A 23,623-nucleotide genomic window follows, 5' to 3' on the forward strand; every position below is an offset into this window, starting at 1 on the left:
GTAGCCGGGCATCCTCGCACGTCCCGGCCGGCCGGGGGGAGCCGTGGGGCGCGGTCAGGGCAGCACGGCGAATCCGTCCAGTTCCACCAGCGCCCGCTCGTCCCACAGCCGTACCACCTGGACCACGGCCATCGCCGGATAGTCGCGGCCCGCCGCCTGCCGCCAGATCCCGCCCAGCCGGCGCGCGTGGGCGCGGTAGGCGGCGACGTCCGTGGTGTAGACGGTGACCCGGGCCAGGTCGGCGGGCGTGCCGCCGGCCGCGCCGAGGGCGGTGAGGAGGTTGCCGAGGGCCTTCTCGAACTGCTCGGGCAGGGTGTCCCCGGTGAGCGTGCCGTCGGCGCCGAGCGCGGTCTGTCCGGCGAGGAACACCACGCGGGAGCCGGTCGCGACGACGGCGTGCGTAAAGCCCGTGGGCGGGGACAGGCCGGGCGGGTTGACGCGTTCGGCCGTCATCGGTCCTCCTCGCGGGCGGCGGCGTACAGCTCCTTGGCGATGATGCTCCGCTGCACCTCGCTGGCGCCCTCGTAGATGCGGGGCGCGCGCACCTCGCGGTAGAGGTGTTCGAGGAGGTGGCCGCGGCACAGAGCGCGGGCGCCGTGCAGTTGGACGGCGGTGTCGACGACGTACTGCGCGGTCTCGGTGGCGAGCAGTTTGGCCATCGCCGCGCGCCGGGGCACGTCGGCGGCGCCCGCGTCGTAGGCCGCGGCCGCCGCGTACACCATGAGCCGGGCCGCCTCGGTGCGCAGGGCCATCTCGGCGACCTGGTGGGACACGGCCTGCAAGGCGCTCAGCGGTCCGCCGAACGCCTCGCGCCGGCGGGTGTGCGCGAGGGTGGCCTCCAGCGCGGCCTGGGCCATGCCGACCGCGAACGCGCCGACGCTGGGCCGGAAGAGGTTGAGGGTGCCCATGGCGACGGCGAAGCCGCGGTCCGGCGCGCCGAGCAGGTCGGCGGCGGTGACGGGCACGGCGTCGAAGTCGAGCGCGCCGACGGGGTGCGGCGCGAGCATCTCCAGCGGCCGGCCGGTGAGCCCGGGCCGGCCGGCGGGCACGAGGAAGGCGGTCACACCGCGTGCTCCGGCGCCGGGTGTGGTGCGGGCGAAGACGGTGTAGAAGTCGGCCTCGGGCGCGTTGGAGATCCAGCACTTGGCGCCGGTGAGCCGCCAGCCGGCGCCGTCGGGTTCGGCGGCGAGGGCGAGGGCCGCCGCGTCCGAGCCGGCGCCGGGCTCGCTCAGCGCGAAGGCGGCGACCGCGCTGCCGTCGGCGACCCGGGGCAGCCAGCGCTCCCGCTGGGCCTCGGTGCCGTGGGTGTGCACCGGGTGGGCGCCCAGGCCCTGGAGGGCGAGGGCGGTCTCGGCCTCGGTGCAGGACCGGGCGAGGGACTCGCGCATCAGGCACAGGTCGAGCGCACCGGAGGTGAACAGCCGGCCGAGCAGACCGAGTTGGCCGAGTTCGGCGAGGAGCGGCCGGTTGACGCGGCCGGGCCGGCCCCGGCCGGCCAGCGGGCGCAGCCGCTCGGCGGCCAGCGCGCGCAGCTCGGCGCACCACGCGGTCTGCTCCGGTGCGAGTGCGAAAGCGGACACGACCGGTCCTCCCTCCGGGTCGCCCTGCGCGGCGGGTTCCTCGTGCCCTTCCCGCTCACCACCCGAGGCTATCGCGTGCCGTTGACTGCCGTCACCAACGCGATACGCTCGGGGTGCGAGCCCACCACGCAGCCCGTCCGGACAGCCGTCTGGGACCTCTGTCACGGCAAGGGGGCGCCACCGTCATGCATCCCTCGGCCCATGTCGACACGTTCGCGCGCGACCACCTGCCCCCGCCGCACGAGTGGCCCGAGCTGCTGTTCGACCTGCCCGGACTGCGCTATCCCGCCCGGCTGAACTGCGCCGCCGAGCTGCTGGACCAGGCCGGCGCGGACCGCCCGGTGTTCCGCGTCCCGGCCGGCCCCGCCTGGACCTACGGCGAGCTGCGCGCCCGCGTCGACCGGATCGCGCACGTGCTCACCGGCCCGCTGGGCGTCGTCCCGGGCAACCGGGTGCTGCTGCGCGGCCCCACCACGCCCTGGCTCGCCGCCTGCTGGCTGGCGGTGCTGAAGGCGGGCGCGATCGCGGTCACCGTGCTGGCCCGGCAGCGCCCGCACGAACTGGCGGCCGTGTGCGCGATCGCCCGCGTCGGGCACGCGCTGTGCGACGTCCGGTCGGTGGACGACCTGGCGAGGGCCGCGGTGCCGGGGCTGCGCGTCACGACGTACGGCGGCGCCGGCCCCGACGACCTGCTGCGCCGCCCGGCGCCCGCCGCGCCCTACCCGGCGGTGGACACCGCGGCCGACGACGTCGCCCTGATCGCGTTCACCTCCGGCACCACGGGCCGCCCGAAAGGGTGCGCGCACTTCCACCGGGACGTGCTGGCCACGGCCGACACGTTCTCCCGGCACGTGCTGCGCCCGCACCGGGACGACGTGTTCGCCGGCAGTCCCCCGCTGGGGTTCACCTTCGGTCTCGGCGGACTGGTGATCTTCCCGATGCGGGCCGGGGCCAGCAGCCTGCTGCTCGAACAGGCGGGGCCGCGGCACCTGCTGCCCGCCATCGCCGCGCACCGCGTCTCCGTCCTGTTCACCGCGCCGACCGCCTACCGCGCCATGCTGGAGCGGCTGGACGGCCACGACGTGTCGTCCCTCAGACGCTGCGTGTCGGCCGGCGAACACCTGCCCGCCGCCGTCTGGCGGGCCTGGCACGAGCGCACGGGCCTGCGCCTCGTCAACGGCATCGGCGCCACCGAGCTGCTGCACATCTTCCTCGCCGCCGCCGACGAGCACACGCGGCCGGGCAGCACCGGCGTACCGGTGCCGGGCTGGCAGGCACGCGTGCAGGACGCCGGCGGCAGGCCCGTGCCCGACGGCGAGCCGGGACTGCTGGCCGTGCGTGGCCCGGTCGGCTGCCGCTATCTGGCCGACCCCCGGCAGCGGGAGTACGTCCGGGACGGCTGGAACATCACCGGCGACACCTGCGTCCGCGACGCCGACGGCTCCTTCCGCTATGTGGCGCGTGCCGACGACATGATCGTCTCGGCCGGCTACAACATCGCGGGGCCGGAGGTGGAGGAGGCGCTGCTGCGCCATCCCGACGTGGCCGAGGCCGCGGTCGTCGGCCGGCCCGACGAGGCCCGCGGCCAGGTCGCCGTGGCCTATACGGTGCTGCGTCCCGGGGCCCGGCGCGACGCGGAGGCGCTGCGCGCGTTCCTGCTCGCGGAACTGGCGCCCTACAAGTGTCCCCGCGCGTTCGTCTTCCTCGACGCCCTGCCCCGCACGGCCACCGGCAAGGTCCAGCGGTTCCGCCTGCGTACCCGAAGTGACCAGCAGTGATGCCGACGAACTAAAATGATCAACGTGTCCGAGCAGCACGCCCCCAGGTCCCTCATCGTCACGCTCTACGGCGCGTACGGCCGCTTCCTGCCCGGCCCGGTGCCCGTCGCCGAGCTGATCCGGCTGCTGGCCGCGGTCGGCGTGGACGCGCCCTCCGTGCGCTCCTCGGTGTCCCGGCTCAAACGGCGCGGTCTGCTGCTGCCGGCCCGCACGGAGTCCGGCGCGGCCGGGTACGGGCTGTCCGCCGAGGCGCGCCAGTTGCTGGACGACGGCGACCGGCGGGTCTACGCGGGCACGCCGGTGGCGGACGAGGGCTGGGTGCTCGCGGTGTTCTCGGTGCCCGAGTCGGAGCGGCAGAAGCGGCACGTGCTGCGCTCCCGGCTGGCCGGCCTCGGCTTCGGCACCGCGGCCCCCGGGGTGTGGATCGCCCCGGCCCGGCTGCACGAGGAGGCGGAGCACACCCTGCGCCGGCTGCGGCTCGATCCGTACGTGGACTTCTTCCGCGGTGAGCACCTGGGCTTCGCGCCCACGGTCGAGGCGGTGGCCCGCTGGTGGGACCTGAGCGCGATCGCCAAGGAGCACGAGCGGTTCCTGGACGCGCACGCGCCGGTGCTGCACGCCTGGGCGGGCCGTGCCGACACCCCGGCCGAGGACGCCTACCGCGACTACCTCCTGGCCCTGGACTCCTGGCGCCATCTGCCGTACACCGACCCGGGTCTGCCCACCCGGCTGCTCCCGGCCGACTGGCCGGGCGTCCGCTCGGCGGAGGTCTTCCGCGGTCTGCACGCACGGCTGCGGGACGCGGGAGCGCGGTTCGCGGGGCTGTGACGCCCCTGCCGCGGCCGCGTCTTCAGTCCGCGCTCTCCCGGACTTCCGCTGCACCGCCGAGGGTGAGCCGGGGTCTGGGGGCCTCGGTCCGTCCGGTGCGCGGGGGCCGGCTGCCCGCCCGGTACGGCGCAGGCCAGAGCGCTCCGGGGCCGGTGTAGCCCTGTTCGGCCGCCGCATGCAGGGTCCAGTGCGGGTCGTACAGGTGCGGCCGGGCCAGCGCGCACAGATCGGCGCGGCCGGCGAGGATCAGCGAGTTGACGTCGTCCCAGGAGGAGATGGCGCCGACCGCGATCACCGGGACGCCGGCCTCGTGCCGGATCCGGTCGGCGAACGGCGTCTGGTACGACCTGCCGAACTCCGGGCGCTCCCCGGCCACCACCTGCCCGGTGGACACGTCGATGGCGTCGGCGCCGTGCGCGGCGAAGGCGCGGGCGATCCCGACGGCGTCCTCGGCGCTCGTCCCGCCCGCCGCCCAGTCGGTGGCCGAGATCCGGACGGTCATCGGCCGCTCGGCCGGCCACACCGCGCGTACGGCGTCGAAGACCTCCAACGGGAACCGCAGCCGCCGCTCCGGTGAACCGCCGTAGGAGTCGATGCGCAGGTTGGTGAGCGGGGAGAGGAAGCCGGAGAGCAGATAGCCGTGGGCGCAGTGCAGTTCGAGCAGGTCGAAGCCGGCCCGGGCGGCCCGCCAGGCGGCCGCGGCGAACTGCTCGCGGATGTCGGTGAGCTGGGCGCGGGACAGCTCGCGCGGCGTCTGGCCGCCCGGCCGGTACGGCAGCGGGGAGGCGGCGACGACCGGCCAGTTGCCGGTGGGCAGCGGCTCGTCCATCCCCTCCCACATCGGCCGGGTGGAGCCCTTGCGCCCGGAGTGCCCGAGCTGCACGCCGATCGCGGTGCCCGGTGCGTGGCGGTGCACGAAGTCGGTGACGCGCCGCCACGCCGTGGCCTGCCGGCCGGTGTAGAGGCCGGTGCAGCCGGGGGTGATCCGGCCCTCCTCGCTGACGCACACCATCTCGGTCAGCACCAGGCCGGCCCCGCCGAGGGCGCGGGCGCCCAGGTGGACGAGGTGGAAGTCGCCGGGGACGCCGTCGGTGGCGGAGTACATGTCCATCGGGGACACGACGACCCGGTTGCGCAGGGTCAGACCGCGCAGCCGGTACGGGGTGAACATCGGCGGGGTGCCGGGCGGGCAGCCGAACTCGCGCTCGACGGCCTCGGTGAAGCGGGCGTCGCGCAGCCGCAGGTTGCCGTGGGTGACGCGGCGGCTGCGGGTGAGCAGGTTGAAGGCGAACCGGCGCGGCGGCTGGCCCAGGTACAGCCGCAGGTCCTCGAACCACTCCAGGCTGGCCCGGGCGGCCCGCTGGGTGGAGGCGACGACGGGCTGCCGTTCCGTCTCGTAGGCCGCGAGCGCCGCCGGCGGGTCCGGGTGCTCCTCCAGGCAGGCGGCGAGGGCGAGGGCGTCCTCGACGGCCAGCTTGGTGCCGGAGCCGATGGAGAAGTGGGCGGTGTGGGCGGCGTCGCCGAGGAGGACGACGTTGCCGTGCGACCAGCGCTCGTTGACGACCGTGCGGAAGGTGGTCCAGGCGGAGCCGTCGGAGCGCAGCGGGCGTCCGCCGAGGGCGTCGGCGAACACCTTGGCGCAGCGTTCGACGGACTCCCGCGGGCCGGCCTCGGCGTATCCGGCGGCCCGCCAGACCTCCTCGCGCATCTCGATGACGACGGTGGAGGCGTCCGCCGCGTACGGGTAGCCGTGCAACTGCATCACGCCGTGTCCGGTCTCGGCGATCTCGAAGCGGAAGGCGTCGAAGGCGAAGTCGGCGGCGAGCCAGATGTAGCGGCAGCGGTGCGCGGTCACCCGGGGCCGGAACTCCCCGGCGAGGCTCGCGCGGGTGGCGCTGTGGACGCCGTCGGCGGCGATGACGAGGTCGTACTCCCGCGCGAGCCGGCCGGCCGGCGGTGCCTCGGTGCCGAACCGCAGCTCCACGCCCAGTGCTCGGCAGCGCTCGTGCAGGACGCGCAGCAACCGGTGCCGGCCCAGCGCGGCGAAGCCGTGGCCGCCGGAGCGGTGCCGTACGCCCCGGTGCACGACGTCGATGTCGTCCCAGCGCACGAAGTGCCGGCGCAGGGCCTCGTGGACGACGGGGTCGGCGTGTTCGATGCCGCCGAGGGTCTCGTCGGAGAGGACCACGCCGAAGCCGAAGGTCTGGTCGGGGGCGTTGCGCTCCCAGACGGTGACCTCCCGGGTGGGACCCAGCCGTTTCAGCAGGGCGGCGGCGTAGAGCCCGCCGGGGCCGCCGCCGATGACCGCCACGCGCACTCCGGCTCACCTCCCCCGCCACTTCGGAGGCCGCTTCTCGGTGAAGGCCGCGTGGAACTCGGCGTAGTCCTCGCCGTTCATCAGCAGGGCCTGGGTGGAGGCGTCCAGTTCGACCGAGGCGGCGAGCGGCATGTCCAGCTCGGCCGTGAGCAGGGCCTTGGTCTGGGCGTGGGCGAGGGCCGGGCCGTCGGCCAGGCGGCGGGCCAGGGTGTGGGCGGCCGCGTCCGCGCCTCCCTCCTCCGTCAGCGCGCTGATCAGCCCGATGCGCTCGGCCTCGGGCGCCCGGACCGGGTCGCCGAGCAGGAGCAGGCGGGTGGCGTGGCCGAGGCCGACGACCCGGGGCAGCAGATAGGCCGCGCCCATGTCGCCGCCGGACAGGCCGACCCGGGTGAAGAGGAAGGCGAAGCGGGCGGAGGGATCCGCGACGCGGAAGTCGGCCGCGAGGGCGAGTACCGCGCCGGCGCCGGCCGCGACGCCGTGCACCGCGGCGACCACCGGGAACGGGCACTCGCGGATCCCCCGCACAACCTGTCCGGTCATCCGGTTGAAGTCGAGGAGCTGGGCGGTGTCCATGGCCAGGGTGGCGCCGATGATCTCGTCCACGTCCCCGCCGGAGCAGAAGCCGCGGCCCTCGCCGGCCAGCACCAGCGCCCGCACCGACCGCTCGCGGGACAGTTCGGCGAGCAGGTCGCGCAGGTCGGCGTAGGCGCCGAAGGTGAGGGCGTTGAGCCGGTCGGGGCGGGCGAGGGTGACGGTGGCGACGCCGTCGGTGCACCGCACCCGCAGGTGCTTCCAGTGGGCGGTGCGGGCGGCCGAGCCGGTGAAGGGACTCATGACGTGCGGCCTCCTCGGGCGGTGGTGCCGTACGTTGCTCCCGTCGAAGTTATCACCCATCCGTGACTGTCGTCACGACCACGCGACATACGGACCGGGGGCCGTCCGGCCGGGCCCGCGGGACGGCGCCCGGCTGCGGCCCGGCGCCGCGGGACCCGTACCATGCCTGGAGTCGAAAAGCAGGACCGCCTGCTGCACGAACGGACCCGCCTTGTACGAACGCCCCGCCGAATCGGCCTCCTGGCGCATCGCGCTGCCGCACACCGCGGCGGCGGTGCCCGTGGCGCGTGCCCTGGTGCGCTCGGCGCTGACCGACGTGGAGCACGTGGCCGACCCGGACACGGCGGAGCTGCTGACCGCGGAGCTGGTGGCGAACGCGGTGGAGCACACCGCCGGGCGCGGCCCGATCGAGCTGGTGGTGGAGCTGGCGCCGAGCGGCTGCCGAGTGGAGGTGCACGACCCGGACCCGGCGCCGCCCGGCCAGCTCACCCGGCCGGTACTGGAGGAGCCCGACGTGTGGCAGGAGGGCGGGCGCGGGCTGCTGCTGATCCGCGCCCTCAGCTCGTCCTGCGGTCACCGCCCCACCGCGTCGGGCAAGGCGGTGTGGTTCAGACTGCCTGTGGTTCCCGCTCAGCGGCGGCGGCCGGCGTGACCTTGGCGGCGGACCGGGCCAGCGTGGAGTGCCGGCGGCCGTAGCCGCCGTAGACCGCCAGGCCCACCGCGAGGAACACGGCGAACTGGAGCCAGGTCCGCCAGCCCGTCTCGTACATCAGGTACGCGCAGAAGGCGACGCCGAGCAGCGGGGCCACCGGGTACAGCGGCACCCGGAAGCTGCGCTCCAGGCCCGGTTCGCGGCGGCGCAGGGCGATCACCGTGATGTTGACGGCGGCCATGATGGCGAGGGTGCCGATGGTGCACAGGTTCATCACGGCGTCGAGGGAGGCGAAGGCCGCCGGGAGCGCGAAGACGAGCGCGACGATCAGCGTGCCGGCGACCGGCGTGGACGTCCTCGGGGAGACCTTCTCGAAGACGCGCGGGACGAGGCCGTCGCGGGACATCGACATCAGGATGCGGGTCTGGCCGTACATCACGGCGAGGACCACCGAGGCGATGGCGACGACCGCGCCGAAGGCGATGACACCGCCGCCGACGGCGGAGCCGGTGACCTCGTTGACGACGTAGGAGAGCGCGGCGGGACGGCCGGCGACCCGGTCGCCGCCGACGGCGCCGATCGCGGCGAGCGCGACCGCGCAGTACAGCAGGGTGACCAGGCCCATACAGACGAGGATCGCGACGGGGATGTGCCGGCGCGGGTTCTTCGCCTCCTCGCCCGCGGTGGTGATCGCGTCGAAGCCGATGTACGAGAAGAACGCCGCGGTGGTGCCCGCGCCGATGCCGCCGAGGCCGGCCGGGGAGAACGGGGTGAGGTTGCCGTGCTTGAAGGCGCTGTAGCCGATGGCGCAGAAGGCGAGCAGGACCGCCAGCTTCACCGCGGCCATGGCGGCCGTCGCCCGGGCGCTCTCCCGCACCCCGCGCACCAGCAGGACGGAGGCCAGGGCGATGACGATCACGGCCGGCAGGTTGACGACACCGCCCCCGCCGGGGCCCGCGGACAGCACGGCCGGGAGCTGCCGGCCGGTGAGGCTGTGCAGCAGCTCGTTGACGTACTCGCTCCAGCCGACCGCGACGGCGGAGATCGAGACGCCGTACTCCAGCAGCAGGCACCAGCCGACGAGGAAGGCGGTGGACTCGCCGAGCCCGGCGTAGGCGAAGGAGTACGAGGAGCCGGAGACCGGGATCGCACCGCCCAGCTCCGCGAACGAGAACGCGGTGAAGACGCAGGTCAGAGCGGCGAGGACGAAGGAGACGACGACGGCCGGGCCGGCCTGGGCGACCGAGTCGGACAGGCCGACGAAGATGCCGGTGCCGACGATGGCGCCGACGCCGAAGCAGATGAGCTGGAAGAGGCCCATGGTGCGCTTCAGACCGTGTCCTTCGCGGTCGGCGCCGGATTCGGCGACGAGCAGGTGCGGGGACTTGATGCGGGGAGCGGGCATGCGGGTGGTGCTCGTTTCTGGTGGTGCGGGCGGCCGTCGTGGGGCCGCGGCGACGGCACCGGAAGGGGTGGTTCCGGGCCGCCGGTCAGGATAAGGCCTGGTGAGGCGGGTCAGGCAAGGCTTTCCCGGGCGAGTGTGGCCACCAGCACCGCCTTGATGGTGTGCAGCCGGTTCTCGGCCTCGTCGAAGACGACGGAGTGGGCGGACTCGAAGACCTCGTCCGTCACCTCCAGCGAGCGCAGCCCGTGCGAGGCGTGGATCTGCTGCCCGACCGCGGTGCCGAGGTCGTGGAAGGCCGGCAGGCAGTGCAGGAACTTCACGTCCGGGTTGCCGGTGGCGCGCAGCACGTCCATGGTCACCGCGTACGGCGCGAGGGCGGTGATCCGCTCGTCCCAGACCTCCTTGGGCTCGCCCATGGAGACCCAGACGTCGGTGGCGACGAAGTCGGCGCCCGAGACGCCCTCGGCGACGTCCTCGGTGAGGGTGATCCGGGCACCGCTCGCGGCGGCGAGTTCCTGGGCGCGGTCCAGGATCTCCTGGGCGGGCCAGTAGGACTTCGGGGCGACGATCCGGACGTCCATGCCGAGCAGGGCGCCGGTGACGAGGTAGGAGTTGCCCATGTTGAAGCGGGCGTCGCCGAGGTAGGCGAAGGCGATCTGGCGCAGCGGCTTGGCGCTGTGCTCGGTCATGGTGAGCACGTCGGCGAGCATCTGGGTGGGGTGCCAGTCGTCGGTGAGGCCGTTGTAGACGGGCACGCCGGCGTACGCGGCCAGCTCCTCGACCTTGGCCTGGCTGTCGCCCCGGTACTCGATGCCGTCGAACATCCGGCCCAGCACCCGGGCGGTGTCCCGCACCGACTCCTTGTGCCCGATCTGGGAGCCGGACGGGTCCAGGTAGGTGGTGTGGGCGCCCTGGTCCGCGGCGGCGACCTCGAACGCGCAGCGGGTGCGCGTCGAGGTCTTCTCGAAGATCAGGGCGATGTTGCGCCCGCGCAGGTACTGGGTCTCGGCCCCGGCCTTCTTCGCGGCCTTCAGCTCGGCGGCCAGCTCGATCAGGCCGCGGAACTCCGCCTCGGTGAAGTCCAGCTCCTTGAGGAAGTGGCGGCCGGCGAGGGCGGTCGGGACTGTCGCCATGGGGGCGCTCCAGGGGTATGACTACAGGGACGATGGAAGTCTATACGACTCTTCACATTTCTATACAGGATCGCGTTCCACCGGACAGCTCATGCAGCGGGGACCTCCCCGGCCCCGGCCCAGCTCGCTGCCCGGGATCTCTATCACCTCGATGCCCTGCCGGCGCAGGTGCGTGTTGGTGGTGGCGTTCCGCTCGTAGGCGACGACGACGCCGGGCTCCACGGCGAGCACGTTGCAGCCGTCGTCCCACTGCTCGCGTTCGGCGGCGTGCACGTCCTGCGTCGCGGTCAGCACCCGGATCTCGCCGAGGCCGAGCGCGGCGGCGATCGCCCGGTGCATGTGCTCCGGCGGGTGGTCGGTGACCTTCAGCTCCTGGGCGCCGACGCCCGGCTCGATGGTGTACGAGCGGAGCATGCCGAGACCGGCGTACTGGGTGAAGGTGCCGGCGCCGACCATCGTCATCACCGTGTCCAGGTGCATGAAGGCGCGCCGCTTGGGCATGTCGAGCGCGACGATCGTGCGCGCGGAGCCGGCCGCGAACAGCTTGTGCGCCAGCATCTCCACCGCCTGCGGGGTGGTGCGCTCGCTCATGCCGATCAGCACGGCGCCGTGGCCGATCACCAGGACGTCCCCGCCCTCGATGGTGGACGGGTAGTCCGCCTGGCCCTCGGACCAGACGTGGAAGGTCTCGGCGCGGAACAGCGGGTGGTGGCGGTAGATCGCCTCGAAGTGGACGGTCTCGCGCTGCCGGGCGGGCCAGCGCATGGCGTTGATGGAGACGCCGTCGTAGATCCACGCCGAGGTGTCGCGGGTGAACAGGTGGTTGGGCAGCGGGCGCAGCAGGAAGTCGTCCAGCTCCATGACGTGGAAGCGGACGGAGGCCGGTTCCGCGTGGGCGTCCAGGAACTCCCGCTTGGTCATGCCGCCGACCAGCGCCTCGGCCAGCTCGCCCGGGGGCATCCGGTCGAAGGCGTCCCGCAGATGGCCGGTGGCGAGCGGGCCGTACTCCTTCTCGTCGAAGACCCGGTCCAGGACGAGCGCCCGGGCCTCGGGCAGCGCCAGGGTCTCGGCGAGCAGGTCCCCGAAGAGGTGCACGGCGACCCCGCGGTCGCGCAGCACGTCGGCGAACCCGTCGTGCTCGGCGCGCGCCCGGCGCACCCAGAGCACGTCGTCGAAGAGCAGGGCGTCCTTGTTGCTGGGGGTGAGCCTCTTCAGTTCGAGATCGGGCCGGTGCAGGATGACCCGGCGCAGCCGCCCGGCCTCGGAGTCGACATGGAATCCCATGCCTCCATCCTGACCACCGAACCCCCGCTTCACCCCCTGCCCGGCCGTTTCCACGCCACGCACACCGAAAGCGGGCCGGCACATGGCACGGGCGGGCGCCGGACGCGGGCTCGGCTCGCGACGCACGGCACCGGCCGGCGCCGGATGCGCGGGCGGCAGGGTCACCGCCCAGCCGCTGGCCAGGACCAGGCGTCCGGCGGCGAGGAGGGGGGCCGCCGGAAGTCGCCGGGGCGGCCCACGCCCGGGATACGGCACGCCGGGCCGGGGACGGGGCGCTCGGCCTCGCCGCCGAGCCGAGCACAGCGCACCCGGTGCGCAGCGCCACCGGCGCCGGGCCCGGGGCGGCCCGGAGCGGCCCCCCGCCCGCGGCGGGAAGCGCGGTGGCCGAAGCGGCCGGCGTCTGCGGCGAGGAGCGGGGCGGCCCGGCCGCCGGGCCGGGCGTGCGTTCGAAATGCGGTCGGGGCGCGCGTCCGGGGCGCAACCGGGCCGCACGGCCCCGGGTATGGCCGGGCGTGCGGCCCGAACACGACTGGACCGGTGGCCCGGATACGGCCAGAACTCGTGACCCGAACGTGGCCGGACCCATGACCCGAACGTGGCCGGGCCCGGGCCCGAACGTGGCCGGACCCGTGACCCGGACGTGGCCGGACCCGTGACCCGAACATGGCCGGACCCATGGCCCGGACGTGGCCGGGCCCGTGTCGTCAGGTTTTGTCGGTGATGATTTCGTGGGCGTGGGTGACTGCCTGGTGGTAGGCCGTCCGGCGGGCCTCCAGTGCCTTCCTGTGGCCGGTGATGACGGACTTCTGCGCGCGGCTCTCCAGGGCGTGCACGGTCTGGATGTAGTCGGTGTCCAGCTTGCAGCGGGCGTCGGCGGAGGCGGTCTTCTTCTCCTTGGCCGACGGTTTGCCGGTGCCGAACCAGTCGGTGTCGACGGACGCCTCGTCCGGGTCGGGATAGCGGAAGCCCTTGTCCTTCATGCAGTCCGACCAGGCGCGGTCGGCCTTCTTCCAGGCGGCGTCCTTCTTCGCCCGCTGGCGCGCGTCGGACCACAGGTACATGGCGAGCGTGTAGGGGCCGGTGAGCCGCGTACCGTCGATCTTGACGGCTTCCAGTTCGGCGTCGAAGAGCTGCCGGGTCGCCTCGCCCGTGCAGCCGCCCCGGGGAATGGCGTGGCCGTGCGCCTGGTGGCTCTCGCCGGCCTCGAACACCCCGGTGAGGGCCGTGTACTGGTCGGCCGGCCACTCCATGGGCTGCTCCGCGGAGTCCTCCTCGCGCCGGTTGTGATAGCCGTACTCGGCCGCCAGGTCCGGGTCGTCCACCCCGTACGGCGTGTCGTCGCCGACCTTGCCGCGGCCGGAGACGGTGCCCTGCCGCACCGGGTAGGTCGACTCGACGGTCCGCACGTCGAGCGACCGGAAGCCGGTGAACCCGAGCCGGACCATGCACTGCCGGGCCAGGATCCACTGCGCCGTACTGACGGCCTTGCCGTCCCCGGAGGCCGGATCCGGCAGATAGGCCTGGAGCGGGAACGACTTCATGGTGTTGAGGCCGCGGGCCGTGTCGTCGGCGTCGTCGTCGCCGCCGACGATCTGGCAGGCCGACACGGCGAACAGGCCGGTCAGCACGAGAGGGAGGAGTTTACGCACCGGGTCATATGATCAGCCCTCGACCGGCCACGCTGTGACGGAGCCCACAATTCCGTTACGGGGCACGCACAGGACGGCCATGTGATCTCCGTTATGGCCGCCGGGAGCCGGTACTGATGGACTGACCCCACGTCAACTGACCACTGACAGAGGGGGAACCATGACCAACGGCCAGGGAATCCGGGTACGCGGGAGAGCCGCCGTCGCCGTGACGGCCGGTGCCGTGCTGGGCGCGGGGGCCCTCGCGGCCGTCCCCGCCCAGGCGGCGCCCGCCGCACAGGCACCCGCAGCGCAGAAGCCCGCCACGCAGAAGCCCGTCGCGGTGCCGCAGGTGTCGGCCCAGGGCGCGTACGCCATGAACGCCGCCGGCGGCAAGCAGCTCTTCGGCAAGGCGCCGGACGGCCGGCTGCGCACCGGCTCCACCACGAAGATCATGACGGCGCTCGTGGTGCTGTCACAGCGGAAGGTGGACCTCGGGAAGAAGGTGAAGATCAAGAAGGAGTACACGGACTACGTCATCGACCCGGCGACCGGCCAGCAGCGCTACTCCAGCGCCAACCTGATCCTCGGCGACTCGATGCCGGTCGGCGACCTGCTGTACGGCCTGCTGCTCCCGTCCGGCTGCGACGCGGCCTACGCGCTGGCCGACACCTACGGCACCGGTACGACGACGGCCCAGCGGACCAAGTCCTTCATCGCCAAGATGAACAGCAAGGCGCGTGAACTGGGCCTGGCCAACACGCACTTCGACTCCTTCGACGGAGTGTCCAACGGGAAGAACCACTCCTCGCCGCGTGATCTGGCCAAGCTGGCGGGGGCCGCGCTGAAGAACAAGACGTTCAAGAAGGTCGTCGGCACGAAGGTCTACGCCGACATGAAGTCGTACCGCCCCGCGGGCGGGACGCACGCCATGAACCCGTGGAACAACTCCAACAAGCTCCTCGCCACCTACCGGGGCGCGTTCGGCGTGAAGACCGGCTCCGGGCCCGAGGCGAAGTTCTGTCTGGTGTTCGCGGCCACCCGCGGCTCCAAGACCGTCGTCGGCACCGTCCTCGCGGCCTCCTCGGCGGACGAGCGGTTCAAGGACGCGACGAAGATCCTCGACTACGGCTTCACCCGCATCCGGTAAGACCCGTCCGCACCGCCCGGCCGCGGCGGGGCGCGCCGGGACCCGCCAGCCGGGTCCCGGCGTCCGTGGGCGGCGGCCCCGCCGGTTACCGCAGCTGGGACTGCACCTGGGACGAGATCAGTTCCAGGTGGTCCAGGTCGCCGAGGTCCAGGATCTGGAGGTAGATCCGCCGGGAGCCGATGGCGGCGTACCGGCCGATCTTGTCGACGACCTCGGCCGGGGAGCCGGCCAGTCCGTTGGCCTTCAGCTCGTCCACCTCGCGGCCGATCGCGGCGGCGCGGCGGGCCACCTCCTGGTCGTCCTTGCCGACGCAGACGACGAGGGCGTTGGAGTACGTCAGGCTGTCGGCCTCGCGCCCCGCCTCCGCCGCCGCGGCCCGCACCCGGCCGAACTGCCGCTCGCTGTCCTCGACCGAGGCGAACGGGATGTTGAACTCGTCGGCGTACTGCGCGGCGAGCCGCGGGGTGCGGGTCGCGCCGTGACCGCCGATGAGCACGGGGACCTTCTGCTGGGCGGGCTTGGGCAGCGCCGGCGATCCGGTGAGGTCGTAGTACGCGCCGTGGAAGTCGAAGGTCTTGCCCGCCTCGGTGGCCCACAGCCCGGTGACGATCGCGAGCTGCTCCTCCAGCCGGGCGAACTTCTCCTTCGGGAACGGGATGCCGTACGCCTTGTGCTCCTCCTCGAACCAGCCCGCGCCGAGACCCAGCTCGACCCGGCCGCCGGACATCTGGTCGACCTGGGCGACCTGGATGGCGAGCACACCGGGGAGGCGGAAGGTGCCGGCGGTCATGAGCGTGCCGAGACGGATGCGCTTGGTCTCGCGGGCCAGGCCGGCGAGCGTGATCCAGGCGTCCGTGGGGCCGGGCAGGCCGTCGACGCTGCCCATGCGCAGATAGTGGTCCGAACGGAAGAAGGCGTCGAAGCCGAGGTCCTCGGTGGCCTTGGCCACGGTGAGCAGGGTGTCGTACGTGGCCCCTTGCTGGGGCTCGGTGAAGATTCGAAGGTCCATACACCTATCCTGCACGGCGTCGGCCGCGGCAACCGCGCGGGGACCGTCCGGCGGGGCCGTCTCCGGACGGGTGAAAACCGGCCGGTCCGTGCCCGGACGCCGGTCAGGAGTTCCGCGCCCGCTCCGGCGCCACTCGTCCCGCCGCGGCGGACCCGGCCGCCGGTCATACGCCGGACGGGCTGCCCTGGGTGTCCTGGCTGTCCTGGGTGTCCGGCGATAAGAGTTCCTCCCGGGCCGCCAGTTTGCGCAGCATCTCGCGGACGCGGTCGCGGGACTCGTCGGCGGCGTCGATGGCCTCCATGCACTGCCAGTACGTCGCCTCGTCGGCGGCGCCGCTGGCCATGCCGACCAGGGATATGCCGACCTCGCCGAGCAGCCCGCCGAGGCAGAGCAGCGTCTCGCGGGCGTCGGCCAGTTCGGTGAGCTGGGCGGCGCGCAGGTCGCCGGGGTCGAGTTCGGGTGGGTCCAGGACGCCGCAGCCCCGGCCCGCCAGCTCCGTCAGCCCGAGGGCCTCGCCGCGCAGCTCCGGCGGGCCGGAGACCGCGAGGCGGCTGCCGATCGCCTGGGCCAGGGCCTGCGCCTGCCAGACCTCCGCCATCATCTCCCCGGTGTCGGTGCCGCGCGCCAGGGCCCGCCTGCTCGCGAGGATGAGCCGTACCGCATCCATCCGGTGCCCCCGTCCCTCCGCCGCGCCCTGTCGCACGGCCCTTGGTGACTCTCTGGTTGTCCACTACCCAGAGTGAAGGCGGTTGAGGCGAAAAGCTAGAGGAAGACGGAAAATGTGGACAACAATTCGGAGTCGGCAGGAGATTCGAGTACGGAGAGTGATAACGGAATCTACGACTCCGGCTGTTGCTCCTCCGGTTCCGCGGCCTCCGCGGCCCCGGTGCCCGGTACCGGGAAGCGGTGTTCGTTGCGGTCGATCTTCGCGGCCAGCGCGGTCAGCGGGTCGATGCCGAGGACGTCGCAGAGCTGGAGGAGATAGGCGAGCACGTCGGCGACCTCGTCCGTGACGCGGTGCGCCGTGCCGGGGTCGTCCATCACCCGCGCGGACTCCTCCGGCGTCAGCCACTGGAAGATCTCGACCAGTTCGGATGCCTCCACCGACAGGGCGGCGACGAGGTTCTTGGGCGTGTGGTACGGCTGCCAGTTCCGCGCGGCGGCGAATTCCGCCAGTCTGCGCTGGAGCCGGGCCAGGTCGGGGTGTTCCGTCACGTGTCCAGGTGTACCACCGTGACACCCGGGACCCCGGCGGCCCATGAGGCGTCGTGCACCGCGGCCACGCAGCGGATGTGCCCGCGCTCGCCCATCCGGGCGGCCGTGCGCAGCAGTTCGGCGCGCTGGACGGGATCCAGGCCCCGGTCGAAGCCGTCGGCGAGGACGGTGAGGGTGCGCAGGGCGTCCGGCACCTCGCCCGGGGCGTCCATGTCCAGCACGCCGGGCCCGGTCAGCAGGACCAGGGTGAGGGCGAGATAGCGCAGTTCGCCGTCGCCGAGCCGGGCGATCTCGGTGCGCGGGCCGTCGCCGCGGTCGAGCAACGCCCGTACCGTGCCGTCCGTCCCGGGCTCGGCCACCAGGTCGGCCACCCGGCCGGCGCAGCCCGCGCGCAGCGCCTCGACCAGCCGGCCGTGCCGGCGGGCGCACTCCGCGCGGGTGCGCCACAGCACGTCGGCGAGGTTGTCGCAGCCGGGCAGCAGCCGGCCCGAACCGGTGGGCACCGGGACGCGCATGTGCTCGGGGCGCGGATCGCACGGGAAGACGGAGCGCAGGGCGACGACCATCTGCTCGGCGGCGGCGAGCACATGGCGCTGCCCGTCGGTCTTGCCGGCCACGCGCAGCGGCAGCAGGGCGGTGCCCAGGCGGTCGTCGGGGAGCGGGGCGCGGGTCACCGGGGCGGAACCGGCGGTGTGCCAGGCGGCCTGGACGGTACGGCGCCCGGGGTCGCGCAGCGCGGTCTCCAGCAGGACGACTCCGCGCGCGCTCAGCCGCTCGCCGACGATCCGCAGCTCCGGTTCGGCCTGTACGGCGAGGTCGAGCCGGACCGGGCCCTCGGCGCCGTCGGCCGTGCAGCCGATCCGGAAGCCCCGGCGTCCCCCGGCGTCCGGGCGCGCCCGCTCCGGGACACGGGCGGCCGGGTCCGGGAACGCCTCGGCCAGCGGGGCTCCGCCGCCGAGCCGGGCCAGCGCCTCGTAGGCGGCGAGCGCGGAGGTCTTGCCGGCCCCGCTGCGCCCGGCGAACAGGGTGACCGGCCCGAGCGGGAACACGGCACCCCGGTGCCCGGCGAAGGCCGACAGCCGCAGCTCGGTGATCCGCGAACGGAGATCGACGGACGGACGGGAGGACGCGGGGAGGGCCCCGACGGACACATCGGCCGGGAGCGGCTCTTCAGACACATCGGCCGCGAACGGCTCGGCGGACACATCGGCCGGGAGGGTCCCGGCGGACACGTCGGCCGCGAACGGCTCGGCGGACACGTCGGCCGCGAACGGCTCGGCGGGCACGTCGGCCGGGAGCGGCTCGGCGAACAGGGAGGGCACGGAGGGCACGGCCATGTGCGGACCGTAGAACTCCGCCGCCACGCCGAACCGTTTCCCCGTCGAAGCGTTCCCACGATCGAGCGACACCCACGGCGCGGCGCCGGGGACGCGGCGCCGGGGGTGGGTTGCGCGGGGGCGCGGGGCGCGGTTCCTCCCGGAGCCAGGGTGCCGCGGTGGCGGGGGCGCGGGACGCGGGGCCAGAGGCCACGCTGCCGGCGGCGCGGCGCCAGGGGCCGTAGTCCCGGAGCCACGGTGCCAGAGGCACGGGGCGCGGGGCCAGAGGCCACGGTGGCGGGGGCGCGGCGCCAGGGGCCGTAGTCCTGGAGCCACGGTGCCAGAGGCGCGGTGTGCGGGGCGCGGTGCCGGAGACCACGATGCCGGGTGCGCGGAAGCGTAGTGCCAGGGGCCGTAGTCCCGGAGCCACGGCGCCGGAGGCCACGGTCCCGGAACCGCGGCGCCGGAAGCCACGATGCCGCAGTCCCGGGGCCACGGTGCCAGGGGCCGCGGTCCCGGAGCCACAGTGCCGGAGGCCGCAGTGCGAGGGGTCGCGGCACCAAGGCCGCGGTGCCGGGGGCTCGGTGTCGGTCGGAACTGCGGTGCCAGCGGCCTCGGTCCCGAACCGCGGTGCCAGGGCGCGCCGCCGGGGCGCGGTGCCAGAAGCGCGGCGCCGGGGCCACGGCGCCGGAGCACACTGCCGGGGCGCGGCGCCAGGGGCCACGGCGCCTGGGGCCTCGGTCCAGAGGCAGGGCGCCGGGGCGCGGTCCCGGGGCGCGGTGCCAGGGGCCTCGGTCCCGTAGCCGCGGCGCCAGGGGGCCGAGGAGGCCGGGTCGTTGCCCGGGGGTCAGGTGCCGGTGATGCCTGCGCTTTCCATCAGGCCGCTGACCTCCGTGCCCGGTGGGGTGAGGAGGAAGACGTTGCGGTCCACGCGGTGCATGCCGCTGCCCAGCCCGAAGACCACGCCCGTGCTGAAGTCGAGGACGCGCTTGGCGACGTCGCCCTCCGCGCTGGACAGGTCCAGCAGCACCGGCACTCCGGCCATCAGGGTCTCGGCGACCTCGCGGGCGTCCGCGAAGACGTTGACCCGCAGGACCACGAACCGGCGCCGGGTCTCGGTCTCGGCATCCGGCAGCGAGCGGTGGCTCACCGCGGACGGCCAGGAGTCCCGGCCCCGCAGCGGCACGACCTGGGCGAGCCCTTCCCACTGTTCATCGGTGACGTCGTAACGGCTCACCGGCTCCCCCCGACCTGACTCGCACTGAATCGTTGCACCAGCCAATTCTTACGCCAAGTCACCCGTTCGGCCCAACAACGACACGGTGGGCGATCGGCCCGGCCCGGCCTTACTGGTCATCGTTCGGGGGATATGGGCAGGAGAGTCCGGTTCCCCACCCCGTCCCGGCCGCCCGGGCCGGTATGAGCGGCGCAGGTCACGACCGCAAGAAGAGAAACCTCACAGCCCGCGTTCCATCCCGCTTTCAGCCCCCTGCCCTAGCATCCGAGCCATGACGGTCCTGCCTGACGACGGGCTCTCACTGGCCGCCGAGTTCCCTGACCCGACACACGAGCAGTGGCAACGCCTGGTCGAGGGCGTGCTGCGCAGGTCAGGCAGGGAACTTTCCGGCGAGGCAGCCGAGGACGCCCTGTCCACGACGCTGGAGGACGGGCTGCGCACCCGCCCCCTGTACACCGCGCGCGACAGCGCGCCCGACCCCGGCCTGCCGGGCTTCGCCCCGTTCGTGCGGGGCAGCCGCCCGGAGGGCACCGGCGCGAGCGGCTGGGACGTGCGCCCGCGGCACACGGCCCTCGCCGGCGGCTCGGCGGACGCCGTGCTCGCCGACCTGGAGAACGGCGGCACCTCCCTCTGGCTGGTGCTGGGCGAGGGCGGCATCCCGGTCGCCGACCTGGACCGCGCCCTCGACGGTGTCTACCTCGACCTCGCGCCGGTCGTTCTGGACGCGGGCCGCGACACCGGGCGGGCCGCCGAGGCCCTGCTGCGGCTGTACGCGGACAGGGGCACCGGCGCGGAGGCCGTACGCGGCAACCTGGGCGGCGACCCGCTCGGGTACGAGGCCCGCACCGGCACCGCGCTGGACTTCGCGCCGTACGCCGCGCTGGCCGCGCGCTGCGCCGAGGGCTACCCGGGGCTGCGCGCGCTGACCGTGGACGCGCTGCCGTACCACGAGGCGGGCGGCTCGGCCGCGCAGGAACTGGGTGCCTCGCTGGCCACCGGCGTGGCCTATCTGCGGGAGCTGACCGAGGCCGGGCTCGGCGTCGAACAGGCCGCCGCCCAACTGGAGTTCCGCTACGCGGCCACCGCCGACCAGTTCCTGACCATCGCCAAGCTGCGCGCGGCGCGCCGGCTGTGGGCGCGGGTCGCCGAGGTGTGCGGGGCGCCGGGCGCGCAGCCGCAGCACGCGGTGACCTCGCCGGTGATGATGACCCGCCGCGACCCGTGGGTGAACATGCTCCGCACGACGGTCGCGGCCCTGGCCGCCGGGGTGGGCGGCGCCGACGCGGTGACCGTGCTGCCGTTCGACCACGCGCTGGGGCTGCCCGACGCGTTCGCCCGGCGGATCGCGCGCAACACCTCCTCCATCCTGATCGAGGAGTCGCATCTGGCCCGGGTCGTCGACCCGGCGGGCGGCTCCTGGTACGTCGAGCGGCTGACCGACGAACTCGCCGGGGCCGCCTGGGAGTTCTTCCGGTCCATCGAGCGCGACGGCGGGCAGGCGGCCGTACTGCGCTCCGGGCGGCTGCGCACCGACCTGGCCACGACCTGGGCGGCGCGGTCCAAGAAGCTGGCCAGCCGGCGCGAACCGGTCACCGGCGTCAGCGAGTTCCCGCTGCTGGCCGAGAAGCCGGTGGAGCGGGCGCCCGCGCCCGAGCCGCCGTCCGGCGGGCTGCCGCGGGTGCGCCGCGACGAGGCGTACGAGGACCTGCGCGCCCGTTCCGACGCCCATCTGGCGAAGACCGGCGCCCGGCCCCGGATCTACCTGGCGACGATCGGTTCGCCGGCCGAGTACACCGCGCGGGCCTCGTTCGCCGCCAACCTCTTCCAGGCCGGCGGCATCGAGCCGGTCACCGAGGGCGGCTTCGCGGACAGCGGCGCCACCGAGGCCGTGCTGTGCTCCAGCGACGCGCGCTACGCCGAGGAGGCCGGACAGGCGGCCGAGGCGCTGCGCGCGGCCGGTGCCCGGCACGTGTTCCTCGCGGGCCGGGGCGACCACCCCGGCGTCGACGCCTACGTCTTCGCGGGCTGTGACGCCGTGGACGTCCTGTCCGCGACCCTCGACCGCATGGGAGTGTCCTGATGGGAATCCCCGACTTCTCCGGCATCGAGCTGGGAACCCCGGTCGCCGACGGCACCGACGACGAGTGGCGGGCGGCGCGCGAGCGCGCCACCGGCGGCGCGGAGCCGCTGTGGGAGACCCCGGAGGGCATCGGGGTCAAGCCGCTGTACACCGGCCGTGACCTGGAGGGCCTGGACTTCCTGGGCACCTACCCGGGCATCGCGCCGTATCTGCGCGGCCCGTACCCGACGATGTACGTCAACCAGCCCTGGACCATCCGGCAGTACGCGGGCTTCTCCACCGCCGAGGAGTCCAACGCGTTCTACCGGCGCAACCTGGCGGCCGGCCAGAAGGGCCTGTCGGTCGCCTTCGACCTGCCCACGCACCGGGGTTACGACAGTGACCACCCGCGGGTGACCGGCGACGTGGGCATGGCGGGCGTGGCCATCGACTCGATCTACGACATGCGGCAGCTGTTCGACGGCATCCCGCTGGACCGGATGAGCGTGTCGATGACGATGAACGGCGCCGTGCTGCCGGTGCTGGCGCTGTACATCGTGGCGGCGGAGGAGCAGGGCGTCGCGCCCGAGAAGCTGGCCGGGACCATCCAGAACGACATCCTCAAGGAGTTCATGGTCCGCAACACCTACATCTATCCGCCGAAGCCGTCGATGCGGATCATCTCCGACATCTTCGCGTACACCTCGCAGCGGATGCCCCGCTACAACTCCATCTCCATCTCCGGCTACCACATCCAGGAGGCGGGCGCGACGGCCGACCTGGAGCTGGCGTACACGCTCGCGGACGGCGTGGAGTACCTGCGCGCGGGCCGCGCGGCCGGGCTGGACGTGGACGCGTTCGCGCCCCGGCTGTCCTTCTTCTGGGCGATCGGCATGAACTTCTTCATGGAGATCGCCAAGCTGCGGGCGGCGCGCCTGCTGTGGGCGAAGCTGGTCAGGCAGTTCGACCCGCAGAACGCCAAGTCGCTGTCGCTGCGCACGCATTCGCAGACCTCGGGCTGGTCGCTGACCGCGCAGGACGTCTTCAACAACGTCACGCGCACCTGTGTGGAGGCGATGGCGGCCACCCAGGGCCACACCCAGTCGCTGCACACCAACGCGCTCGACGAGGCGCTGGCACTGCCGACCGACTTCTCCGCGCGGATCGCCCGCAACACCCAGTTGCTCATCCAGCAGGAGTCCGGCACCACCCGGGTCATCGACCCGTGGGGCGGCAGCGCGTATGTGGAGCGGCTGACGTACGACCTCGCCCGCAAGGCGTGGGCGCACATCGAGGAGGTCGAGCGGGCGGGCGGCATGGCGCAGGCCATCGACGCCGGCATCCCCAAGCTGCGCGTGGAGGAGGCGGCGGCCCGCACCCAGGCCCGCATCGACTCCGGCCGCCAGCCGGTGATCGGCGTGAACAAGTACCGGGTGGACAGCGACGAGCAGATCGAGGTCCTCAAGGTCGACAACTCCTCGGTGCGCGCCCAGCAGATCGAGAAGCTGCGGCGGCTGCGCGCGGAGCGGGACGAGACCGCCTGCCGGGACGCGCTGGACGCGCTGACCCGGGCGGCCGACGGCACGGACAACCTGCTGGAGCTGGCCGTGCGCGCGGCCCGCGCCAAGGCGACGGTCGGTGAGATCTCCGACGCCCTGGAGAAGGTGTACGGGCGGCACGCCGGGCAGATCCGTACGATCTCCGGTGTGTACCGCAACGAGGCAGGCCAGTCGGAGTCGGTGGACCGCACCCGGGCCCTGGTGGACGCGTTCGAGGAGGCCGAGGGGCGCCGGCCGCGCATCCTGGTCGCCAAGATGGGCCAGGACGGCCACGACCGGGGCCAGAAGGTGATCGCGACGGCCTTCGCCGACCTCGGTTTCGACGTCGACGTCGGCCCGCTGTTCCAGACGCCCGACGAGGTCGCCCGACAGGCGGTCGAGGCGGACGTGCACGTGGTCGGGGTGTCGTCGCTGGCCGCCGGACACCTCACGCTCGTCCCGGCGCTGCGCGAGAAGCTGGCCGAGGAGGGCCGCGAGGACATCATGGTCGTGGTCGGCGGTGTGATCCCGCCGCAGGACGTGCCGACGCTGCGGGAGATGGGCGCGGCGGAGGTGTTCCTGCCCGGGACGGTGATCCCGGACGCGGCCCACGACCTGGTACGGCGGCTGGCGGCCGACCTCGGCCACGAGCTGTAGCGC

The 23,623-nt window shown here is 73.9% G+C and carries 19 protein-coding genes; 6 read left to right on the forward strand and 13 right to left on the reverse strand.

The window, feature by feature from the left end:
• Nucleotides 1-54: 54 nt before the first annotated feature.
• A complete protein-coding gene (locus ACZ4SV_RS12280; RefSeq protein ID WP_365884170.1) occupies nucleotides 55-453 on the reverse strand; it encodes a RidA family protein in 399 nt (132 codons plus the stop codon).
• Nucleotides 450-1,580, reverse strand: coding sequence for an acyl-CoA dehydrogenase family protein (locus ACZ4SV_RS12285; RefSeq protein WP_468003686.1), 1,131 nt, complete (start codon nucleotides 1,578-1,580; stop codon nucleotides 450-452). The genes ACZ4SV_RS12280 and ACZ4SV_RS12285 overlap by 4 nt, the downstream gene beginning before the upstream one ends.
• 185 nt (nucleotides 1,581-1,765) lie before the next feature.
• On the opposite strand from ACZ4SV_RS12285, the gene ACZ4SV_RS12290 reads away from it, so the two are divergent.
• Complete coding sequence (locus ACZ4SV_RS12290; protein ID WP_468003688.1) at nucleotides 1,766-3,358, forward strand: AMP-binding protein; 1,593 nt, start codon at nucleotides 1,766-1,768, stop codon at nucleotides 3,356-3,358.
• Nucleotides 3,359-3,373: 15 nt separating this feature from the next.
• On the forward strand, nucleotides 3,374-4,186 hold the full coding sequence (locus tag ACZ4SV_RS12295; RefSeq protein ID WP_468003690.1) for a PaaX family transcriptional regulator: 813 nt from the start codon (nucleotides 3,374-3,376) through the stop codon (nucleotides 4,184-4,186).
• Between the two features lie 22 nt (nucleotides 4,187-4,208).
• Here ACZ4SV_RS12295 and ACZ4SV_RS12300 read toward each other — a convergent pair whose 3' ends face one another.
• Entirely contained in the window at nucleotides 4,209-6,503 is a 2,295-nt protein-coding gene (locus ACZ4SV_RS12300) for a bifunctional salicylyl-CoA 5-hydroxylase/oxidoreductase (RefSeq protein ID WP_468003692.1), read from the reverse strand.
• Between the two features lie 6 nt (nucleotides 6,504-6,509).
• Nucleotides 6,510-7,337: an enoyl-CoA hydratase family protein gene (locus tag ACZ4SV_RS12305; protein ID WP_468003694.1), complete on the reverse strand. Its 828-nt coding sequence runs from the start codon at nucleotides 7,335-7,337 to the stop codon at nucleotides 6,510-6,512.
• A gap of 211 nt (nucleotides 7,338-7,548) precedes the next feature.
• Between ACZ4SV_RS12305 and ACZ4SV_RS12310 the strand changes: the two genes are divergently transcribed.
• On the forward strand, nucleotides 7,549-7,989 hold the full coding sequence (locus tag ACZ4SV_RS12310; RefSeq protein WP_468003696.1) for an ATP-binding protein: 441 nt from the start codon (nucleotides 7,549-7,551) through the stop codon (nucleotides 7,987-7,989).
• On the opposite strand, the gene ACZ4SV_RS12315 is transcribed toward ACZ4SV_RS12310, so the two are convergent.
• From ACZ4SV_RS12315 to ACZ4SV_RS12330, 4 genes are all read right to left on the reverse strand, one after another.
• On the reverse strand, nucleotides 7,946-9,394 hold the full coding sequence (locus tag ACZ4SV_RS12315; RefSeq protein ID WP_365880446.1) for an amino acid permease: 1,449 nt from the start codon (nucleotides 9,392-9,394) through the stop codon (nucleotides 7,946-7,948). The two genes, ACZ4SV_RS12310 and ACZ4SV_RS12315, sit on opposite strands and share 44 nt — an antisense overlap.
• Nucleotides 9,395-9,504: 110 nt before the next feature.
• A complete protein-coding gene (gene argF / locus ACZ4SV_RS12320; protein ID WP_468003699.1) occupies nucleotides 9,505-10,527 on the reverse strand; it encodes an ornithine carbamoyltransferase in 1,023 nt (340 codons plus the stop codon).
• Between the two features lie 60 nt (nucleotides 10,528-10,587).
• Entirely contained in the window at nucleotides 10,588-11,811 is a 1,224-nt protein-coding gene (locus tag ACZ4SV_RS12325; protein ID WP_397939218.1) for an arginine deiminase, read from the reverse strand.
• Nucleotides 11,812-12,515: 704 nt separating this feature from the next.
• Complete coding sequence (locus ACZ4SV_RS12330) at nucleotides 12,516-13,460, reverse strand: hypothetical protein (RefSeq protein WP_468003701.1); 945 nt, start codon at nucleotides 13,458-13,460, stop codon at nucleotides 12,516-12,518.
• A 160-nt stretch (nucleotides 13,461-13,620) separates the two neighbouring features.
• Between ACZ4SV_RS12330 and ACZ4SV_RS12335 the strand changes: the two genes are divergently transcribed.
• Complete coding sequence (locus tag ACZ4SV_RS12335) at nucleotides 13,621-14,589, forward strand: D-alanyl-D-alanine carboxypeptidase family protein (RefSeq protein ID WP_468003703.1); 969 nt, start codon at nucleotides 13,621-13,623, stop codon at nucleotides 14,587-14,589.
• 85 nt (nucleotides 14,590-14,674) lie between these two features.
• Here the strand turns inward: ACZ4SV_RS12335 and ACZ4SV_RS12340 are convergent, their stop codons facing one another.
• The 5 genes from ACZ4SV_RS12340 to ACZ4SV_RS12360 all read right to left on the reverse strand — a co-directional run bounded on the left by ACZ4SV_RS12340 (nucleotide 14,675) and on the right by ACZ4SV_RS12360 (nucleotide 19,366).
• Nucleotides 14,675-15,598, reverse strand: a complete 924-nt coding sequence (locus ACZ4SV_RS12340) for an LLM class F420-dependent oxidoreductase (RefSeq protein WP_468003705.1) — start codon at nucleotides 15,596-15,598, stop codon at nucleotides 14,675-14,677.
• Between the two features lie 163 nt (nucleotides 15,599-15,761).
• On the reverse strand, nucleotides 15,762-16,265 hold the full coding sequence (locus ACZ4SV_RS12345) for a DUF6099 family protein (protein WP_365879052.1): 504 nt from the start codon (nucleotides 16,263-16,265) through the stop codon (nucleotides 15,762-15,764).
• A gap of 170 nt (nucleotides 16,266-16,435) precedes the next feature.
• Complete coding sequence (locus ACZ4SV_RS12350; RefSeq protein WP_468003708.1) at nucleotides 16,436-16,813, reverse strand: nucleotide pyrophosphohydrolase; 378 nt, start codon at nucleotides 16,811-16,813, stop codon at nucleotides 16,436-16,438.
• A complete protein-coding gene (locus ACZ4SV_RS12355) occupies nucleotides 16,810-18,150 on the reverse strand; it encodes an AAA family ATPase (RefSeq protein ID WP_468003710.1) in 1,341 nt (446 codons plus the stop codon). Before ACZ4SV_RS12355 ends, ACZ4SV_RS12350 begins: the two co-directional genes overlap by 4 nt.
• 826 nt (nucleotides 18,151-18,976) lie before the next feature.
• On the reverse strand, nucleotides 18,977-19,366 hold the full coding sequence (locus tag ACZ4SV_RS12360; RefSeq protein WP_365879046.1) for a cell division protein SepF: 390 nt from the start codon (nucleotides 19,364-19,366) through the stop codon (nucleotides 18,977-18,979).
• A gap of 271 nt (nucleotides 19,367-19,637) precedes the next feature.
• On the opposite strand from ACZ4SV_RS12360, the gene ACZ4SV_RS12365 reads away from it, so the two are divergent.
• Both ACZ4SV_RS12365 and scpA read left to right on the forward strand, forming a co-directional pair.
• Complete coding sequence (locus ACZ4SV_RS12365; protein ID WP_468003713.1) at nucleotides 19,638-21,446, forward strand: methylmalonyl-CoA mutase family protein; 1,809 nt, start codon at nucleotides 19,638-19,640, stop codon at nucleotides 21,444-21,446.
• Nucleotides 21,446-23,620: a methylmalonyl-CoA mutase gene (gene scpA, locus ACZ4SV_RS12370; RefSeq protein ID WP_468003715.1), complete on the forward strand. Its 2,175-nt coding sequence runs from the start codon at nucleotides 21,446-21,448 to the stop codon at nucleotides 23,618-23,620. The genes ACZ4SV_RS12365 and scpA overlap by 1 nt, the downstream gene beginning before the upstream one ends.
• Nucleotides 23,621-23,623 lie beyond the last annotated feature (3 nt).

Source organism: Streptomyces sp. NPDC027672 (assembly GCF_055566335.1).